This is a genomic window from Aestuariimicrobium soli (assembly GCF_051192575.1).
In the GTDB taxonomy this organism is placed as follows: domain Bacteria; phylum Actinomycetota; class Actinomycetes; order Propionibacteriales; family Propionibacteriaceae; genus Aestuariimicrobium; species Aestuariimicrobium soli.
Genome location: NZ_JBPJSQ010000001.1, coordinates 36,277 through 54,003, shown reverse-complemented (window position 1 = coordinate 54,003; position 17,727 = coordinate 36,277). Strand labels below are relative to the sequence as shown.

The 17,727-nt window shown below is 68.8% G+C and carries 17 protein-coding genes; 6 read left to right on the top strand and 11 right to left on the bottom strand.

What is annotated here, in order from left to right; all coding sequences use genetic code 11:
• Positions 1–179 precede the first annotated feature (179 nt).
• Both ACSDQ9_RS00245 and ACSDQ9_RS00240 read left to right on the top strand, forming a co-directional pair.
• A complete protein-coding gene (locus ACSDQ9_RS00245) occupies positions 180–1,145 on the top strand; it encodes an alpha/beta hydrolase (RefSeq protein WP_435142420.1) in 966 nt (321 codons plus the stop codon).
• Positions 1,146–1,339: 194 nt separating this feature from the next.
• Positions 1,340–2,572 carry a S1C family serine protease gene (locus ACSDQ9_RS00240; protein ID WP_435142418.1) on the top strand — a complete coding sequence of 411 codons (1,233 nt, stop codon included), beginning with the start codon at positions 1,340–1,342 and terminating at the stop codon, positions 2,570–2,572.
• Positions 2,573–2,662: 90 nt separating this feature from the next.
• On the opposite strand, the gene ACSDQ9_RS00235 is transcribed toward ACSDQ9_RS00240, so the two are convergent.
• Genes ACSDQ9_RS00235 through ACSDQ9_RS00225 form a run of 3 tightly spaced genes read right to left on the bottom strand, consistent with a single transcriptional unit; the run spans position 2,663 to position 5,638 of the window.
• A complete protein-coding gene (locus tag ACSDQ9_RS00235; protein WP_435142416.1) occupies positions 2,663–4,177 on the bottom strand; it encodes a flotillin family protein in 1,515 nt (504 codons plus the stop codon).
• Between the two features lie 15 nt (positions 4,178–4,192).
• A complete protein-coding gene (locus tag ACSDQ9_RS00230; protein WP_435142414.1) occupies positions 4,193–4,723 on the bottom strand; it encodes a hypothetical protein in 531 nt (176 codons plus the stop codon).
• Between the two features lie 57 nt (positions 4,724–4,780).
• On the bottom strand, positions 4,781–5,638 hold the full coding sequence (locus ACSDQ9_RS00225; protein ID WP_435142412.1) for a serine/threonine-protein kinase: 858 nt from the start codon (positions 5,636–5,638) through the stop codon (positions 4,781–4,783).
• A 198-nt stretch (positions 5,639–5,836) separates the two neighbouring features.
• On the opposite strand from ACSDQ9_RS00225, the gene ACSDQ9_RS00220 reads away from it, so the two are divergent.
• Positions 5,837–6,091, top strand: coding sequence for a CBS domain-containing protein (locus ACSDQ9_RS00220; RefSeq protein ID WP_435142758.1), 255 nt, complete (start codon positions 5,837–5,839; stop codon positions 6,089–6,091).
• 157 nt (positions 6,092–6,248) lie between these two features.
• On the opposite strand, the gene ilvC is transcribed toward ACSDQ9_RS00220, so the two are convergent.
• The 3 genes from ilvC to ACSDQ9_RS00205 all read right to left on the bottom strand — a co-directional run bounded on the left by ilvC (position 6,249) and on the right by ACSDQ9_RS00205 (position 9,619).
• Positions 6,249–7,280, bottom strand: coding sequence for a ketol-acid reductoisomerase (ilvC, locus tag ACSDQ9_RS00215; protein ID WP_435142411.1), 1,032 nt, complete (start codon positions 7,278–7,280; stop codon positions 6,249–6,251).
• Positions 7,281–7,367: 87 nt separating this feature from the next.
• A complete protein-coding gene (ilvN, locus tag ACSDQ9_RS00210) occupies positions 7,368–7,904 on the bottom strand; it encodes an acetolactate synthase small subunit (protein WP_435142409.1) in 537 nt (178 codons plus the stop codon).
• Complete coding sequence (locus ACSDQ9_RS00205; RefSeq protein WP_435142407.1) at positions 7,901–9,619, bottom strand: acetolactate synthase large subunit; 1,719 nt, start codon at positions 9,617–9,619, stop codon at positions 7,901–7,903. Before ACSDQ9_RS00205 ends, ilvN begins: the two co-directional genes overlap by 4 nt.
• A 481-nt stretch (positions 9,620–10,100) precedes the next feature.
• On the opposite strand from ACSDQ9_RS00205, the gene ACSDQ9_RS00200 reads away from it, so the two are divergent.
• The 3 genes from ACSDQ9_RS00200 to ACSDQ9_RS00190 all read left to right on the top strand — a co-directional run bounded on the left by ACSDQ9_RS00200 (position 10,101) and on the right by ACSDQ9_RS00190 (position 13,915).
• A complete protein-coding gene (locus tag ACSDQ9_RS00200) occupies positions 10,101–10,670 on the top strand; it encodes a hypothetical protein (RefSeq protein WP_435142405.1) in 570 nt (189 codons plus the stop codon).
• Positions 10,671–10,839: 169 nt separating this feature from the next.
• Positions 10,840–12,684, top strand: coding sequence for a dihydroxy-acid dehydratase (gene ilvD / locus ACSDQ9_RS00195; RefSeq protein ID WP_435142403.1), 1,845 nt, complete (start codon positions 10,840–10,842; stop codon positions 12,682–12,684).
• A 172-nt stretch (positions 12,685–12,856) separates the two neighbouring features.
• Positions 12,857–13,915, top strand: a complete 1,059-nt coding sequence (locus tag ACSDQ9_RS00190; RefSeq protein ID WP_435142401.1) for a TerC family protein — start codon at positions 12,857–12,859, stop codon at positions 13,913–13,915.
• On the opposite strand, the gene ACSDQ9_RS00185 is transcribed toward ACSDQ9_RS00190, so the two are convergent.
• From ACSDQ9_RS00185 to hisH, 5 genes are read right to left on the bottom strand one after another with little or no spacing between them, the layout of a single operon-like run.
• Positions 13,899–14,945 (bottom strand): sialidase family protein, encoded by a 1,047-nt coding sequence (locus ACSDQ9_RS00185; RefSeq protein ID WP_435142399.1) that lies wholly within the window; start codon positions 14,943–14,945, stop codon positions 13,899–13,901. The two genes, ACSDQ9_RS00190 and ACSDQ9_RS00185, sit on opposite strands and share 17 nt — an antisense overlap.
• A gap of 7 nt (positions 14,946–14,952) precedes the next feature.
• Positions 14,953–15,336: an HIT family protein gene (locus tag ACSDQ9_RS00180; protein ID WP_435142397.1), complete on the bottom strand. Its 384-nt coding sequence runs from the start codon at positions 15,334–15,336 to the stop codon at positions 14,953–14,955.
• Positions 15,333–16,283 (bottom strand): 2-hydroxyacid dehydrogenase, encoded by a 951-nt coding sequence (locus ACSDQ9_RS00175; protein WP_435142395.1) that lies wholly within the window; start codon positions 16,281–16,283, stop codon positions 15,333–15,335. Before ACSDQ9_RS00175 ends, ACSDQ9_RS00180 begins: the two co-directional genes overlap by 4 nt.
• Positions 16,280–17,077, bottom strand: a complete 798-nt coding sequence (gene hisF / locus ACSDQ9_RS00170) for an imidazole glycerol phosphate synthase subunit HisF (RefSeq protein ID WP_435142393.1) — start codon at positions 17,075–17,077, stop codon at positions 16,280–16,282. Before hisF ends, ACSDQ9_RS00175 begins: the two co-directional genes overlap by 4 nt.
• Positions 17,074–17,694 (bottom strand): imidazole glycerol phosphate synthase subunit HisH, encoded by a 621-nt coding sequence (gene hisH, locus ACSDQ9_RS00165; RefSeq protein WP_435142391.1) that lies wholly within the window; start codon positions 17,692–17,694, stop codon positions 17,074–17,076. Before hisH ends, hisF begins: the two co-directional genes overlap by 4 nt.
• Between the last annotated feature and the right edge of the window lie 33 nt (positions 17,695–17,727).

The following is a 17,727-nucleotide window of genomic DNA, read 5'->3' as shown; positions in this document are numbered from 1 at the left end:
CCTGTCGTTTCCGCGTTGCGCGTGCCGTGCCGTGGCGAAAAGTGTGTGAAATGCGCACCCGAAACGGGGTTCGTTCCCCAGATGGGACTCGAACCCCCGTTCGGGTGCGCATTTCGCACACCTGGGAGCAGAGGTCAGCGCCAACCCCGGTGACCGCTCGGGAGATCTAGGCTGGCCCCATGCCTTTGGACGAACTGTTCGCCGCCCGCGTCGCCGAAGCCGAGGCCCTCGGCGCCGATGCCAGCCAGGCCGACATCGATGCGGTGATGGCGCGCCCCTACGGCGCCCGCGAGTCCGACGAGGTCGTGGTGCACCACCAGACGGTGGCAGGCCCGCACGGTGAGATTCCCGTGCGCATCTACCGCGCCACACCCACCGACGCGGCCTCGACCACCGGAGCGCCCGGACTGGTCTGGTGTCACGGCGGCGCCTTCATGCACGGCGATCTCGACATGCCGGAGGCCGACGAGGTCAGTCGGGGCATCGCCTCACGCACGCAGGGAGTCGTGGTCTCGGTCGACTACCGCCTGACCGGGGCACCCACCCCGCCCGCCGCACCGCCGCTGCCCGAACAGATCTCAAACCAGTACCCGGTGGCCCATGACGACGTGCACGCCGTCTGGTCGTGGGTGGTCGAGCACGCGGCCGACCTGGGCATCGACCCGGCTCGGTTGGCCATCGGTGGCGCATCGGCGGGGGCGAACCTGATCGCGGGGGTGGTCGTCCGGTTGCGCGACGAGGGCGGCCCACTCCCCCACGTCTGGCTGCCCATCTACCCCGTCGTGCACGCGCGACCCGTGCCCCTCTCGGACGACCTGGCCGCCGACCTCGGGGTGTTCTCCTCGGGCTTCGACGACGGCACTCTCGGTTTCATCGGCGCGGTCTACGGCGCCACCCCGGACGACCCCTACGGCTACATCGGCGAGCGGGACGATCTGGGCGGTCTGCCCCGGTGCCTGATCGTGAATGACCAGTACGACGAACTGCGCGCCTCGGGTGAACGCCTCGCCGAGCAGCTCGTGGCGGCCGGCGTGGACGTGGTGATGCTGACCGCGGTCGGCATGAAGCACGGCCACCTGAATCTGGTCGGTCACCCCAGGACGAAGCAGACGTTGGACGACATGGCGGCCGCCATCCTCAGCTGAGCGGCGCCTCGCCCGGCAGCCCGAGGTCTCGACACAGTCGCTTCGCTCCCTACTCGACCGACGGCATGACGGCATGCCGGCACCACCCCACGTCACAGGCGACCTGTGGGTGGCTCACAGGAAGCACACAGTCCCGGGGAGTTGATTCGTCGGTGAGAGGCAGACCGCCCCACACCGAACCCCCGGAGGTTGTGATGAGCACCCAGCAGTACCCCAACTACGTGGCCATCCCCCAGCAGCACCAGCCGGTGCAGCCGCCGGTGAAGAAGCGCCGAGGGGTCGCCTCGTTCATGGCGGTCGCCGTGCTGGCCGCCGGTATCGGGGGTGGCACCGCCTGGACGGCGGATCGCTACCTGACGCCCTCGTCCGCCACCTCGATCACCCAGGTCGCCGGCACCTCCAGCACCGTGACCAAGGTGGTGCAGGGCAACTCGTCCAACCCCGACTGGTCGCAGACCGCCGCTGCCGCGTCGACGTCGGTCGTGTCGATCACCGTGACGAGCGGACGATCGGGCGCCGAGGGCACAGGCGTCATCTGGGACGCCTCGGGTCACATCGTCACCAACAACCATGTCGTGTCGGGGCTGGGCACCGGCGCGACCATCACGGTGCAGTTCGGCAACGCCACCTACGACGCCACCGTGGTGGGCACCGACGCGTCGTCCGACCTGGCCGTCATCAAGATCGCCTCGCTGCCGAAGGGTGCGCAGCCGATCACGGTGGCCGACTCCGACAAGGTCACGGTCGGGCAGGCGGTGATGGCGATCGGCAACCCGCTGGGCCTCAGCGACACCGTCACCACGGGCATCGTTTCCGCGCTGAATCGTCCGGTCGTCACCAGCGGTGAGTCGACCACGCCGGGCTCGCAGGCCGACCCCGTCTACACCAACGCGATCCAGACCTCGGCGCCCATCAACCCGGGCAACTCCGGTGGCGCGCTGGTGAACGCCAATGGCGAACTGGTCGGCATCAACTCCGCGATCGCCACGTTGTCGAGCAGTTCGGCCTCGAGCCAGTCCGGCAGCATCGGCATCGGGTTCGCGATCCCGTCCAACGACGTCGCGCAGGTGGTGAAGCAGTTGATCGCCACGGGTTCGGCCGACCACGCCTACCTGGGGCTGTCGTCCACGGACGGTTCCGCGACCGCCGCCGGGGTGACGCTGGAGGGCGCGCGCGTCACCTCCGTGGCCAGCGGCACTCCCGCCGCCGACGCCGGACTGCAGGCCGGTGACGTGATCACGGCCGTCAACCAGGTGGCCGTGACGTCGTCCGACTCGTTGGTGGCGCAGATTCGCTCGGCCGCGGTCGGCGAAAAGGTCACCCTGACGGTGGTGCGCAACGGCGCCACCAGCACCCTCACCGCGACCCTGGTGGCCGCCCCCAAGACCGAGAGCACCGGCAGCCAACCGCAGGTCGGGGGCCGCTGACAGGTGCTCTCGTCCACGTGACACTCGCAGGAAAACGTCCGACCCCCATGAATCTTCATGGGGGTCGGACGTTTGCGTGCGAGTCTGCGGTCAGGCCTGGGGCTCGTCCGCCTTCTGGCTGGCGACCACGGCGTCGTCGGAGTACTTCGAGAGCAGCTTCGACAGGTCGACACCGGTGGTGTTCTTGATCAGCTCCATGGTCTGCACCACGTTGTTGGTCACCTGCTTCGGCACGGCTCCCGCGCCGTCGGTCGAGATCACCGTCAGCTTGTCGATGCCGGCCATCGGGGCGGCGACCTTCTCGGCGACCTGCGGCAGCACCTCGACGAGCATCTGCAGCACGGCGGCCTCGTTGTAGCGGGCGAAGGCGTCGGCGCGCTTGTTCATCGCGGCGGCCTCGGCCTCACCGACGGCCAACACGCTGGCGGCCTGCGCCTCACCCTCGGCGCGCACGGCGTCGGCCTCTGCGATACGGCGGGCCTTCTCGGCCTCACCGCGACGGGCACCCTCGATCGCCTCGGCCTCGGCCAGTGCGGCACGGCGGGACTTGTCGCCCTCACCGGTCAGGCGAGCGGTCTCGGCCTCGGCCTCGGCATTGGCGATCGCGGTGGCCTTGCTGGCGGCGGCCTGCGAGATCGAGGCAGCGCGACGGGCCTCGGCCTCGGTCTCGATGCGGTACCGCTCGGCGTCGGCCGGCTTGCGCACCTCGGTGTCGAGCTGGCGCTCCTTCAGCGCTGCCTGCCGGACAGCCACCTTCTCCTGCTCGGTGAGGATGGCCTGGTCGCGGTCGGCCTGGGCCAGCGGACCCGACGCGGCGGCGCGCGCCTGGGCGGCATCGGTCTCGGCCTTGATCTCGGACTGCTTCAGCGCCAGCTCACGCTGGGCGATGGCGATCTGCTGCTCGGCGGCGATGCGGGCCTGCTCGGCCTCCTGCCGCGCCGCCGACTCTGCGATGGCCGCGACCTGCTGCACCTTGGCGGCCTCGGGTCGTCCGAGGTCGGAGAGGTAGGTGCCGTCGTCGGTGATGTCCTGGATCTGGAAGGTGTCGAGCACCAGTCCCTGGCCGGTGAGGGACGATTCGGACTCATCTGCGACGCGCTGGGCGAAGGCCGCCCGGTCTCGAATGATCTGCTCGACGGTCAGCGGGCCGACGATGGAACGCAGCGAACCCGCGAGGGTCTCCTGGGTGAACGTCTCGATCTCGTCCTGCTGGGAGAGGAAGCGCTGGGCCGCGGCGCGGATGGAGTCCTCGTTGCCGCCCACCTTCACGATGGCGACACCGTCGAGGTTCAGCTTGATGCCCTGGCCGGAGACGGCGCCCCGAATCTGCACCATGATGCGACGGCTCGACAGGTCGAGGGTGTGCAGGCGCTGGACGAAGGGCCACACGAACACGCCACCACCCATCACGACCTTCTGGCCCGACAGGTCGGTCGACAGGGTGCCGGTCTCGGGGTTGCGCACCTCCTTGCCCTTGCGGCCGGTGACGATGAAGGCCTCGTTGGGGCCGGCCACGCGGTAGCGGCTGACGATCAGCAGCGCGGCGATGATGACCACCACCACCGCTGCTGCGATGCCGATGGCCAAGGGTGAGATGTCGGGCATGGGGACTCCTGTCCGTCAGGGGTTGTCGTGCGGGGCTGGGGCGTCGAGTTCGCGGGTGGAACGCACCTCGACGGCCGTCGCTGAAAGGACGCCGGCGACCCACACCGGCGTTCCCTGCGGCAGCGCCTCGTCGGAGCGAGCGTTGTACTTCAGCGGGTGACCGGCGGCGTTGACGCGCACCTCGCCGTATCCACCCGCGGGGATGTCGGAGATCACGGTGGCACTCAGGCCGACCAGCGATGACGTGTTCAGCGACCCTGTCGGGTCGGGGCGGCCGAGGGCCCGGGTCAGTCGTCCGAGCGCATAACCGACGACGAGACCGGCGACGATGCCGACCATGGTCGCGAGCCAGAGGCGGCCCGTGGCGGCGTGCACGCCCCAACCGACAAAACCGAAGACCCCCAGGAAGGCAGCGAGGGCGGCCGTCGACACGAGGTCGGAGTCGAGCAGTCCACCGAGGTGATCGCCGATGTGGAAGAAGTCGCCCAGCACCAGCGAGAGCACGAGAATCGCGGCGCCGACCACGCCCACCACCAAGAACACCATCTGACTGCCTTCCGCTGTCCCGAGGCTATCGGGTGGGCGGCTCAGAACCCAGCCAGCTCAAGACCCACCCAAGTCCGGCCCGATCCAGTCGGTCAGCAGCTCGGCGGCGGTGGCGTGACGCCCCGCCCGGTTGGCGCTGCGGGCGCGATGGCACACGTCGAATCGCCGCTGGTCGGCCTCCCAGTCCCCGCGGGCCTTGGTGTCGCTGTCGCCCAGCAACGCGTGCGCCAGCGAGCCCAGCGTGAACACGGTGGTGCGTTCGTCCAGTGCGGCGCCCAGGGTGAACTCCTCGGGGGCCATGAACCTGGTCGACCCCCACATGCGGCCCATGGTGTTGGTCAGGGGTGCACGTTGATACATGTCGACGTCACACAGCACCAGGCGGGCCGGGTCGGCTCCGAGGTCGACCATCACGCTGCCGTCGTAGAGATCGACGCACTGCCAGCCACGGTCGGCCGCCTGCACGTGGAACTCGATGATGCGGGTCACCAGGTCGACGCGTTGCGCCACCGGCAGGGCGCGGACCTCGGCGGCTCGTCCGTACTGTCGCCCGAGCGGCACCGCGTCGGTCCAGTCGAAGACGAGCAGGTGGCCGGGCTCACCGTCGGGGGTCAGCCCCGCGTCACGCCGCTCCCTCAACCGGACGAGGCTCGGGTGCGCCAACGCCTCGAAGACCTCCCCGGCATGGCGGAGGCGGGCCACGGCGTCGGCGATCGTCCCCTCGTACTCGGTGGTGGCGGCCCCGGCGTACTTGCCGAAGAGCCGCTCCCCGGTCGAAGTGGTCACCCCCAGACACAGGTTGCCCGAGTCCTGCTCGTCGAAGACGGCGAACACGGTGCCCAGGTCGGCGACCCACGACAGGTCGCAGGGCTGGCGCAGGCGCACGGGACAACCGTCGAGGTGGTGCACGATCACTCGGTCACGCTAGCCGAGACGTGCTGGCCGAGGCACCCGATGGCCGAGCCCCCGCCAGCCGAACCCCTCCGCAGACTCGCACGAAAACGTGCGACCCCCAGGAAAATTCCTGGGGGCCGCACGTTTTGGTGCCGGTTTGCCCGGCAGCCAGCAACTGAGGCGCGCCTCGCGGGTTAGGGTCGAAACAGCAGAACCGATCTGGTCGTCAAGGGGCTCGCCGCCGGGCTCGACGTCGACAAGGAGACCGTCGAGGAATGCTGCAGCCACCACCTCGTGTCGGTGGCACCCGATGCCTCGTCCGACGAGGTCGCCCAGGCTCTGGCCGGCAACCAACTGCGCCGACTGCTGGTGGTCGAGGGCGACCAGGTCGTGGGCATCATCAGTCAGGCCGACCTGGCACGCCAGTTGTCGAACGCGGCGACCGGAGACGTGGTCGAGGCCATCAGTCGCTGACCGTCGTCGCTCGCCACAGACTCACACGAAAACGTGCGACCCCCAGGAATCTTCCTGGGGGTCGCACGTTTTGGTGCCGGTTTGTGCCGAATGCGGCGTGGCGCCCGACGGCGATGCTCTGCGGGCTGCTGGGACCAAGCCCCACCCGCAGCTGGGATCAGCGGGCGGCGGTGCCCTCGGTGTAGTCCGAGTCGGACGACTTGACCCACGCCATCAGCTTGCGCAGTTCACGACCGGTCTCCTCGATCGGGTGCTTCTCGCCGGCCTCACGGAACGCCTTGAACTCGGGAGCGCCCGCGTCCTGGTCGTCGATGAAGCGCTTCGCGAAGGCGCCGTTCTGCACGTCGGTCAGCACGGCCTTCATGTTCTCCTTGACCCGGGCGTCGATGACGCGGGGGCCCGAGACGTAGTCACCGAACTCGGCGGTGTCCGAGACCGACCAGCGCTGCTTGGCGATGCCGCCCTCGTACATCAGGTCGACGATCAGCTTGAGCTCGTGCAGGCACTCGAAGTAGGCCACCTCGGGCTGGTACCCGGCCTCGACGAGGGTCTCGAACCCGGCCTGCACCAGCGCGGAGGCGCCACCACACAGCACCGCCTGCTCGCCGAACAGGTCGGTCTCGGTCTCCTCGGTGAAGGTGGTCTCGATGCCACCCGCGCGCAGGCCACCGATGGCCCGGGCGTACGCCAGCGCGAGCTCGAGGGCCTTGCCCGACTCGTTCTTCTCGACGGCGACCAGCACGGGCACGCCTCGTCCGTCGGCGTACTCGCGGCGCACCAGGTGGCCGGGGCCCTTGGGGGCAACCATGCAGACGTCGACGCCCTCGGGAGCCTCGATGTATCCGAAGCGGATGTTGAAGCCGTGGGCGAAGAACAGGGCGTCACCCTTGGCCAGGTTGGGGGCGATCTCTTCGGCGTAGACCTTGCGCTGCACCTGGTCGGGAACGAGGATCATCACCAGGTCGGCCTCCTCGACGGCCTCGGCGACGCTCACCACGCGCAGGCCGGCAGCCTCCGCCTTATCGCGCGACTTCGAGCCCTCGGCCAGGCCGACGCGCACGTCGACGCCCGAGTCGCGCAGGTTGAGCGCGTGGGCGTGGCCCTGCGAGCCGTAGCCGATCACGGCGACGTGACGGTTCTGGATGAGCGACAGGTCGGCATCGGCGTCGTAGTACATCTTTGCTGCCATGGCAGTGGTTCTCCTCGTGATGTGTGGTTCGTAGATTGTTGCGTGTGAACGGGCGGACGAGGGCCCTCGTCCGCGATCAGGACTCGATCAGCCCTGCTGTTCCTTGTCGCGGCGGATGTCGGAACGGGTGCGATCGGTCATGGCGCGGGAGCCGCGACCCAGGGCCACGTGACCCGAGGTGACGATCTCGAGCACGCCGAAGGGTTCGAGCATCGCCAGCAGTGCCTGGATCTTCTCGTGCGAGCCCGTGGCCTCGATGGTGAGTGACTCGTGGCTGACGTCGACCGCCTTGCCGCGGAACAGGTTGACGGTGTCGACGATCTTGGATCGGTTGTCGATGTCGGAGCGCACCTTCACCAGCACCAGCTGGCGCAGCACCGAGGCCTCGTCGAGTTCGAGCACCTTGTGCACCTCGATGAGCTTGTTGAGCTGCTTGACGATCTGCTCGAGCACGAGCGGGTCCTCAACCTCGGCCACCACCGTCATGCGCGACAGCTCGGGCTTCTCGGTCTGGCCGACGGTGAGCGACTCGATGTTGAAGCCGCGACGCGAGAACAGTCCGGCGATGCGGGCGAGAACGCCCGGCTTGTTGTGAACCAGGACCGAGAGCGTGTGCGAGCTCACAGGACCTCCTCCTCCCAGTCGGGCGCGAGGTCGCGCGCGATCTTGATCTCGTCGTTGCTGGTGCCGGCGGCCACCATCGGCCACACCATGGCGTCCTTGTTGACCACGAACTCGACGACCACGGGGCGGTCATTGATGGCCATGGCCTGATTGATCACGTCGTCGACCTGGTCGGGGGTCTCGGCGCGCAGCCCCACGCACCCCATCGCCTCGGCCAGCTTCACGAAGTCGGGCACCCGCTGGCTGTGCAGTTCGGTGTTCGAGTAGCGCGACTCGTAGAACAGGGTCTGCCACTGGCGCACCATGCCGAGCACCTGGTTGTTGATGACCGCGATCTTGACCGGGATGTCGTTGAGCGCGCAGGTCACCAGTTCCTGGTTGGTCATCTGGAAACAGCCGTCACCGTCGATGCCCCAGACCACCTGGTCGGGGTTGCCGACCTTGGCGCCCATCGCCGCCGGCACGCAGTAGCCCATCGTCCCGGCGCCGCCGGAGTTCAGCCACCTGTCGGGCCGCTCGAAGGGCAACAACTGTGCCGACCACATCTGATGCTGGCCGACGCCGGCGGCCCAGATCGTGTCGGGGCCGGCGATGTCGCCCAGCCGCTTGATCACGTACTGCGGGCTCAGTTCGCCCGTCTCGGGCAGCTCGTAGGCCACGGGGTAGCGCTTCTTCAGGCCCGTGACGTAGGTGACCCATTCCGAGATGTCGGCACAGTCGACCTTGCTGATCTGCTCGTTGAGCTCCTTGAGCACGTTCTTGGCGTCGCCCACGATCGGCACGTCGGCGACCCGGTTCTTCGAGATCTCGGCGGGGTCGATGTCGGCGTGGATGACCTTGGCCTCGGGGGCGAACGTGTCGAGCCGTCCCGTCACCCGGTCGTCGAACCGGGCACCGATGGTGATCAGCAGGTCGGATCGCTGCAACGCACCCACCGCCGAGACAGTGCCGTGCATGCCGGGCATGCCCATTGCCAGTTCGTGGCTGTCAGGGAAGGCACCCCGGGCCATCAGGGTGGTCACCACCGGAATACCGGTCTTCTCGACGAATGCCTTCAGTTCGGACGACGCCTCGGCCCTCACCACACCGCCACCGATGTAGAGCACCGGCCGCTTGGCATCGGCGATCAACTTGACGGCCTGGCGAATCTGCAACACGTGCGGCTTGACCGTGGGCCGGTAGCTGGGGATCTTGACCGCACCCGGCCACACGAACGGCGCCGAGTTCTGCAGGGCATCCTTGGCGATGTCGACCAACACGGGGCCCGGACGACCCGAGGCCGCGATGTGGAAGGCCTCCTTGAGGGCCTGCGGAATGTCCTCGACGCGTGTGACCAGGAAGTTGTGCTTGGTGATCGGCATGGTGATGCCGCGGATGTCTGCCTCCTGGAAGGCATCGGTGCCGATGAAGGCCGAGTGCACCTGACCGGTGATGGCCACGATCGGCACGGAGTCCATGTAGGCGTCGGCCAGTGGCGTGACCAGGTTGGTGGCCCCGGGGCCGGAGGTGGCCATGCACACCCCGACCCGTCCGGTGGAGGCGGCGTAGCCCTCGGCGGCGTGACCGGCACCCTGCTCGTGACGAACGAGGATGTGGCGCACCTTGGAGTCGTAGAGCGGGTCGTAGGCCGGCAGGATCGCGCCGCCGGGGATGCCGAAGATTACGTCGACATCGAGCTTCTCGAGCGAAGCCACCAGCGCCTGCGCGCCGGTCATCTCAGGTGTGTGGTCACCTGCCATGGTGTCTCCCTTTCCTCGGTGCCCGTCGGTGGGCGGGGTGTCGGTGGCCCGGATGGGCCGGTGTGCGTGGATCGTCCCTGACAACAAAAAACCCCCGCTGCCTCCTGGGGCATACGAGGGTGCGCTGAGTCGACTGCTGGTCGGTTCAGCGCTGGTGGAGTACGAGGATCGTGCGCACGGGTTCACCATACCCCGGCGTCCGGTGGCCGGTGGGTTCCCCTCTCGCATCGTGGACGAGGACGTCTGCCCGACCTACAGCGAGGCGAGCCAGCGAGGCGAGGTGGCTGACATCCGCGTCCCCTCCATGATGCCGCGCACCCGCGAGCCGCAATTCAGGGGGGTCGCCCATTTCAGCGTTCAATCACCGCCGTAGCGTTCATCTTGCTACGACACGACGTCGTAGCAAGGGCTGGGACGAAACCCCAGCTCGTCCGCAGATGTTCGAAAGGTCCCTCCCATGAAGCCCACCAAGATCGTCGGAATCATCTCCTTCGTCGCTGGCCTGGTCATGATCGTCGCCGGAGCTGTCACCTGGGGTGTCGTCACCTCGCAGCTCAAGGACGAGCGCATCACCGTCGCTGCCGACGCCGCCCCCGTCATGGGCATCAAGGTCGCTGGCAAGAACGTGGCTGGCCCGATCACCGCCTTCGGTCAGGCCGAGATCATCAAGCACCACGCCACCGCCGGCAGCGACGGCAAGACCTACGCCGAGCTCGGTGCCCTGCAGACCCAGGCCAAGAACAAGGCCAAGGAGCTGGGAGTCGACGACCTCACCAGCACCGACGCCGACGTGGTCGCCAAGATCGAGGCCAGCCCCGAGCTGACCCAGCTGAAGGCTGACCTGGCCAAGTACACCGGCCAGCGCACCACTCAGATGAACGGCGCCTTCCTGCGCACCTCGCTGTTCAGCTCGGTGATCACCTACGGCGTGGCCGCCTTCGTGGTCGGCATGGGCCTCATGAACCTGGTCTACGGCTGGGGCTTCTTCTCGGTGGCCAACCGCAAGGAGCGCGTCGCCGCCGAGTGAGGCGGCTCACCCCACCCCGACACGGGCGGCCCGGAGAGATCCGGGCCGCCCGTTCTGCGTTCTCGTTCGGGGTCCCAGCGCCGAGCTCGGCGGCTCCCAGTGCGGACGAGCCGGGCCCGCCCTCGCCCGACGGCCTAGTCTGGACGGGAGCACTTCTCTGGAGGAACTGATGCCCGAACTGCGTTCCAAGACCACCACCCACGGCCGCAACATGGCCGGCGCCCGCGCGCTGTGGCGTGCCACCGGCATGGGTGACAGCGACTTCGGCAAGCCGATCGTGGCGATCGCGAACTCCTTCACCCAGTTCGTGCCCGGGCACGTGCACCTCAAGGACATGGGGCAGCTCGTCGCCGGTGCCGTCGCCGAGGCCGGGGGCGTCGGCAAGGAGTTCAACACCATCGCCGTCGACGACGGCATCGCCATGGGCCACGCCGGCATGCTCTACTCGCTGCCGTCGCGCGAGATCATCGCCGATGCCGTCGAGTTCATGGTCAACGCGCACTGCGCCGACGCCCTGGTGTGCATCTCGAACTGCGACAAGATCACCCCCGGCATGCTGCTGGCGGCGCTCCGGCTGAACATCCCCACAGTGTTCGTCTCGGGCGGCCCGATGGAGGCCGGCACGGCGGTCATCGACCCCACCACCCAGACCGCGCAGACCCGGCTCGACCTGATCGACGCGATGGTCAAGGCCGTCGACCAGACCGTGCCCGACAACCAGCTCGACACCATCGAGGCGAATGCCTGCCCCACCTGTGGATCGTGCTCCGGCATGTTCACCGCCAACTCGATGAACTGCCTGACCGAGGTGCTGGGTCTGTCGTTGCCGGGCAACGGCTCGACCCTGGCCACTGCTGCCCAGCGCAAGGGCTTGTTCGAGAACGCGGGACGACTGGTCGTCGATCTGGCCAAGCGATACTACGACGGTGACGACGATTCGGTGCTGCCCCGCTCGATCGCCAGCAAGGCCGCGTTCGAGAACGCGATGACCGTCGACATCGCCATGGGCGGCTCGACCAACACCGTGCTGCACCTGCTCGCCGCCGCCCACGAGGCCGGGGTCGACTTCACCCAGCCCGACATCGACCACCTGTCGCGGCACACGCCCTGCATCTGCAAGGTGGCGCCGAACACGCACAACTACTACATGGAAGACGTGCACCGGGCCGGCGGCATCCCCGCCATCATGGGCGAACTCTTCCGCGGTGGCCTGCTGAACAACGACGTGCACGCCGTGCACTCCCCCAGCCTGCAGGCCTGGATGGACGACTGGGACCTGCGCGGGGGCAAGGCCTCTGATGACGCGATGGACCTGTGGTACGCCGCCCCCGGTGGCGTCCGGACGACCCAGGCCTTCTCGTCGACCAACCGCTGGTCGAGTCTGGACACCGACTCCGAGTCCGGCTGCATTCGCTCGGTGGAGCACGCCTACACCGCCGACGGTGGCCTGGCCGTGCTCTACGGCAACCTGGCCGAGGACGGCTGCATCGTCAAAACCGCTGGCGTGCCCGAGGACCAGTGGGTCTTCCGGGGCACCGCCAAGGTCTCCGAGTCGCAGGACGAGGCCGTCGAGCAGATCCTGGGCGGCAAGATCGTGGCCGGTGACGTGGTCGTCGTGCGTTACGAGGGACCCAAGGGCGGGCCCGGCATGCAGGAGATGCTCTACCCCACCTCGTACCTCAAGGGTGTCGGTCTGGGCCCGAAGTGTGCCCTGATCACCGACGGACGATTCTCGGGTGGCTCGTCCGGGTTGTCGCTCGGGCACATCTCGCCCGAGGCGGCCGCCGGGGGCACCATCGGCCTGGTCGAGGACGGGGACATCATCGAGATCTCCATCCCCGACCGACGCATTCACCTGGACGTGCCCGACGACGTGCTGGCCGAGCGCCGCGCGCGCCGCCAGGCGACGGGCTGGAAGCCCGCCAACCGCCAGCGCGAGGTCTCGCAGGCGCTGAAGATCTTCGCGAAGTTCGCCCAGTCGGCCGACAAGGGGGCCGCCCGCGTCGTCGACTGACACGCTCGCGCGATTTCGCGGTTCTCGGGGCCGTCGGTTACCGTGATACCCGAGGGGAGTACTTCACCAAGCCTCCGCCGGTCACTACGGATGGTCATCCATCTTCGGCGCGAGCACCCGAGACCCTCGGGTGAAGGAGACCTCAGACCCATCGAGATCTGAGGACATTCCCATGCCCCCTGCACTGCTGCCCCTCGAGGGCCTGACCAGCATCGGTTCCCCCGCCCTGTGGGGCTGGACGATCGCCGGCATCATCGCCCTGTTCGCCCTCGACTTCCTGATCACCCGCAAGCCACACGAGGTCTCCATGAAGGAGGCCATCGGCTGGTCGGTGTTCTACGTCGCCCTGCCGCTGCTCTTCGGCGTGTTCCTGTGGACCCGCTACGGCGGCGGCACCGGACTGGACTACTACACCGGCTACCTGGTCGAGAAGTCGTTGTCGGTCGACAACCTGTTCGTCTTCATGATGATCCTCGCCGGCTTTGCGGTGCCGAAGGCCCTGCAGCAGCGCGTGCTGCTGATCGGTGTCGCTGGGGCTCTGGTGCTGCGCGCCATCTTCATCGCCGTCGGCGCCACCCTGATCCAGTCGTTCGCGATCACGTTCCTGTTCTTCGGCCTGATCCTGGTGGCGACCGCCGTCAAGGTCTGGCGCGACGCCCAACAGGGCCACCAGGACACCGACGTCTCCCAGATGGCCGTGGTCAAGCTGATCAACCGGTTCTGGCCCGTCGCCGCTGACTACCACGGCACCAGGATGACGATCTCCGAGGGCGGACGCCGCGTGCTCACCCCGCTGGCCGTGGTCACGCTGGCCATTCTCGGCACCGACATCTTGTTCGCCATCGACTCCGTGCCCGCCGTCTACGGCATCACCGGCGACCCGTACCTGGTGTTCGCCACCAACGCCTTCGCCCTGCTGGGGCTGCGGGCGCTGTACTTCGTGCTGGAAGGTGTGCTGTCGAAGCTGGTGCACCTCAGCTACGGGCTCGCGATCATCCTCGCCTTCATCGGCGTCAAGCTCGTGCTCCACTGGGCCCACGGCGTGTGGCCCGGGGTGCCCACGGTGCCGACCACCTGGTCGCTGGTCGTGATCGTGGGGGTGCTCGCGATCACCACCATCACCAGCCTGATCGCCTCGCGCGGATCGTCCGAACCTCTCCCGCTCGAGGGCCAGCACGACAGGTCTGGGAACGACGAGCCCGACCATGACGAGGTCAGCGTCGAACGGTGACCATCCGCAGGTCGTCGCAGTGGCCGCCCTCCCAGACGATCAGCAGCGATCCGTCGGGGAGCGCGGCGGCCACCGAGTAGGCCGCCGGATCATCGGTGACGGTCACCGGCTCCGACCAGGTGACCCCATCGTCGTCGGAGAACCTCAGCACGATGCCGACGCGCCGGTTGGGGTGCTTCACCAGCGTGCTGACCACGGTCTCGCCCCACAAGGCCAGGCCACCGTTGCACGCCGGGTCGCTCAGTGCTTGGTCGGGCAGCGCCGGCGAGAAGGTCGTTCCACCGTCGGACGAACGGGCCGTCCGGCGCAGCGGCGTGGCTCGTGAGTGCAGCAGCACCTCGCCCGACGCGAGCCCGAGCAGCTTCGTCTCGTCGCAGTCGGGCCCGACCCGCTCACCGAGGGTCCAGGTGTCACCGTGGTCGTCGGAGATCGCGGCGGCGGTGAAGTGCTCGCCGGTTTCGGCGCTGCGCATCACCAGGGGCTGCAGGAGTCGTCCGTCGTGCGGTCCCCCCGTGACCACCGCCCCGTTGCCGGACGAGGCGAACATGCCCCCGATGTCGGCAGGCTTGAGCGCGCGGGTCAGCTCCCGATGGGTCCAGGTGAGTCCCTCGTCGTCGGAGGTCGAGCACCACAGTTCCTGCCCGCGACCGTCGGGGCCAGCTTCGGCGTCCCAGAAACTGCGATCGCCGGCGCCGACGTACCAGCAGAAGACACGCCCGGTCGCGGGGTCGACCGTGAGGCTGGGGTCGCCGTAGCCGCGCGGGTGACCGTCATCCGCCCGGTCGACGTGTGGCCTGACCAGGCGCGGTTCGCTCCATCCGTGCCCGAGGTCGTCGCTGTGGCGCACCACGATGTCGATGGGTCCGGGCAGGTCGTGGTTGTGGCTGGGGCGAACGTCGTGCGCCAGCAGGATGCGCCCCGAGGCCAGCACGGCCACCGCTGGGATGCGCACGCGGGGGTGGGGGTCGGCCGACCCGGGGTGCGGGTCGCCCGCGCGAACGATCACGGTCTCCTCGGAGAGCTGCAGCATGGTGTCTTCAGGTGGTGAGCCGGGTCCTGATCTCTTCGGCATCCGCCGCGGGTGCCGAACCGGGAGCGTAGCGCGGCACCAGGTGCACGTGCAGGTGGAAGACCTCCTGGCCCGCCGCGGCCCCCGAGTTGATCTGGGCGTTGATCCCGCTGGCTGCGAGGCGCTCGGTGATCGTGCGGGCGACCGCGGTGACCGCCTCCGCGATCAGCGGCAGACCCGCCGGCTCACTGGTGAGATCGTCGGTGTGAACGACCGGCACCACCAGCGTGTGGCCGGGCGACTTCGGTGACAGGTCGAGGAAGGCGACGGCCCGCTCGTCGCGGTACACCTCCCGGGCGGGAATCTCGCCCGAGACGATGCGGCAGAACAAGCAGTCGCTGGCCGCGGTCACGCCCTGGCCTCTCGCACGACGTTCTCGAGCGGTTCGCCGGCGGCCCAGCGGGCGATCTGCGCGCGCAGCAAGTGGTCGCGACGAGGGTTGAAGGCGTTGGTGTAGCCGCCCACGTGGGGGCTGATCAGCACGTTCGGGGACGACCACAGCGGGTGGTCGGCGGGCAACGGCTCGGGGTCGGTCACGTCGAGGGCCGCGTGCAGTCGACCGGACGAGACCTCGGCCACGAGAGCGTCGGTGTCGATGATGGCCCCTCGTCCGACATTGACGACCATCGCCCCGTCGGGCAGGTGAGCCAGCATGGCGGCGTCGAACAGCCCGCGGGTGTCGTCGGTGAGCGGCAGGATGATGATGGCGACGTCGGTCTCGGCGAGCACCTGCGGCAGGTTCTCGATGGGCTCGACGCCGTCGCGGGCCGAGCGGGCCACCTTGCGGATCACGGTGGGTTCGAACGGCGCCACCCGTGCCTCGATGGCCTTGCCGATGTGCCCGTACCCGATGATCGTCACCCGGCGGTAGGCCAGGCCGGTGGCCCACTCCCCCTGCCAGGTGCCGGTGGTCTGGTTGCGGGCGTAGTCGTCGAGGTGGCGAGCGTGGGCGAGGGTGAGGGCCACGGCCAACTCGGCGGTGGCGGAGTCGTGCACACCGGCCGCGTTGCACAGGGGCACGCCCACCGGCAGCTCGGGCACGTTGTCGTAGCCGGCGCTCTGCATCTGCACCACCTCGAGGGCGGTCAGCTCGTCCGGTCGGTGGATCACGCCGCCGCCCGACATGTACGGCACCACGAGGAAGTTCACCTCCGACAGCGGCCCGGGTGGGGTGTCGGCGTCGGTGTAGGCGCGGTAGGTGACGCCGTCGTGCACACCGAGGATGCGGGTCGCCTCCTCGGCCTCGTAGGGAACCCAGGCAATGCGGGAGGGGGCGACTGCGGCGGTGGGCTGACTCATGCGGTGACTCCTTCGAGGTGGGGGCGGCGGACCTCGATGCCCGCGGCCGCGAGGTCGTCCTTCAAGGTGGGAATGGGTACCTGGCCCGAGTGGAAGACCGAGGCGGCCAGCGCGGCGTCGACATCGGCCTCGCGGAAGACGTCGACGAAGTGGCCGATGGCCCCGGCGCCGCCCGAGGCGACCAGGGGCACGTGGCAGACCGAACGTGCGGCGGTGAGTTGCTCGAGGTCATAGCCCGACTTCACACCGTCGGAGCCCATGCAGTTGAGCACGATCTCACCGGCACCCAGCTGCTGCACCCGGGTGATCCAGTCGAGCGTCGTGGTCTCGAGCGCGCGGGTGGCGTCGGGGTTTCCGGTGAACTGGCGGATGCGCCACTGGCCGTCGGGGTCGCGCAGGGAGTCGACGCCCACCACCACGCACTGCACCCCGAAGGCCTCGGCCAGTTCGGTGATCAGCTCGGGGCGCTGGGTGGCGGGGGTGTTGATCGAGATCTTGTCGGCTCCGGCGTGCAACACGGCCCGCGCCTGGTCGACGGACGAGATGCCGCCCGCGACGCAGAAGGGAATGTCGATGGCGCGGGCCACCCGGCGCACCCAGTCGATGTCGACCGCACGCCCTTGCGGGGAGGCGGTGATGTCGTAGAAGACCAGTTCGTCGGCGCCCTCGACGCGGTAGCGGTCGGCCAGCTCGACGATGTCGCCCATGTCGACGTGGTCGCGGAACTGGGTGCCCTTCACGACGCGCCCGTCGCGCACGTCGAGGCAGGGAATGATGCGGCGGGCCACGCTCATGCGGCCACCTCCTCGAGCAGGGTCGGCGCCAGGAAGTTGGCGAGCAGCCGCGATCCGACGCCGGCGGACTTCTCGGGGTGGAACTGACAACCCCACACGTCACCGCGGCGGACGACGGCGGCGAACCGCGTGCCGTGCTCGGAGGCGGCCAGCGTGTCGTCGCTCACCGCGGCCGCATACGAGTGGACGAAGTAGGCCCGCTCCCCCGTCGACAGACCCGCCAGGATCGGGTCGTCGGCCAGCAGCTCGAGGGTGTTCCAGCCCATGTGGGGAATGCGCACGTGCTCGCTGCCGGGCAGCTTGGCGACCACCCCGGGCAGGAAGCCGAGCAGGTCGACGCCACCATCTTCTTCGGAGTGCTCGAACAGCAGCTGGGCGCCCACACAGACCCCGAGCATCGGCACCCTCACCTCGCGGAGCACGCCGATCAGGTCGAGTTCGCGCAGGCGCGTCATTGCGGCCCCGGCGGCACCGACCCCGGGCAGGATCACCCGGTCGGCAGCAAGGATCTCGGCGGGGTCGGCGGTCAGCCGGGCCGTGCCACCGAGGCGTTCCACGGCGTCGGCGACCGAACCGATGTTCGTGCCACCGGAGTCAACGAGAGCGACTTGCACCATGGGGTCAGCCTAGCCAGCGCGGGCTGGTCGTCC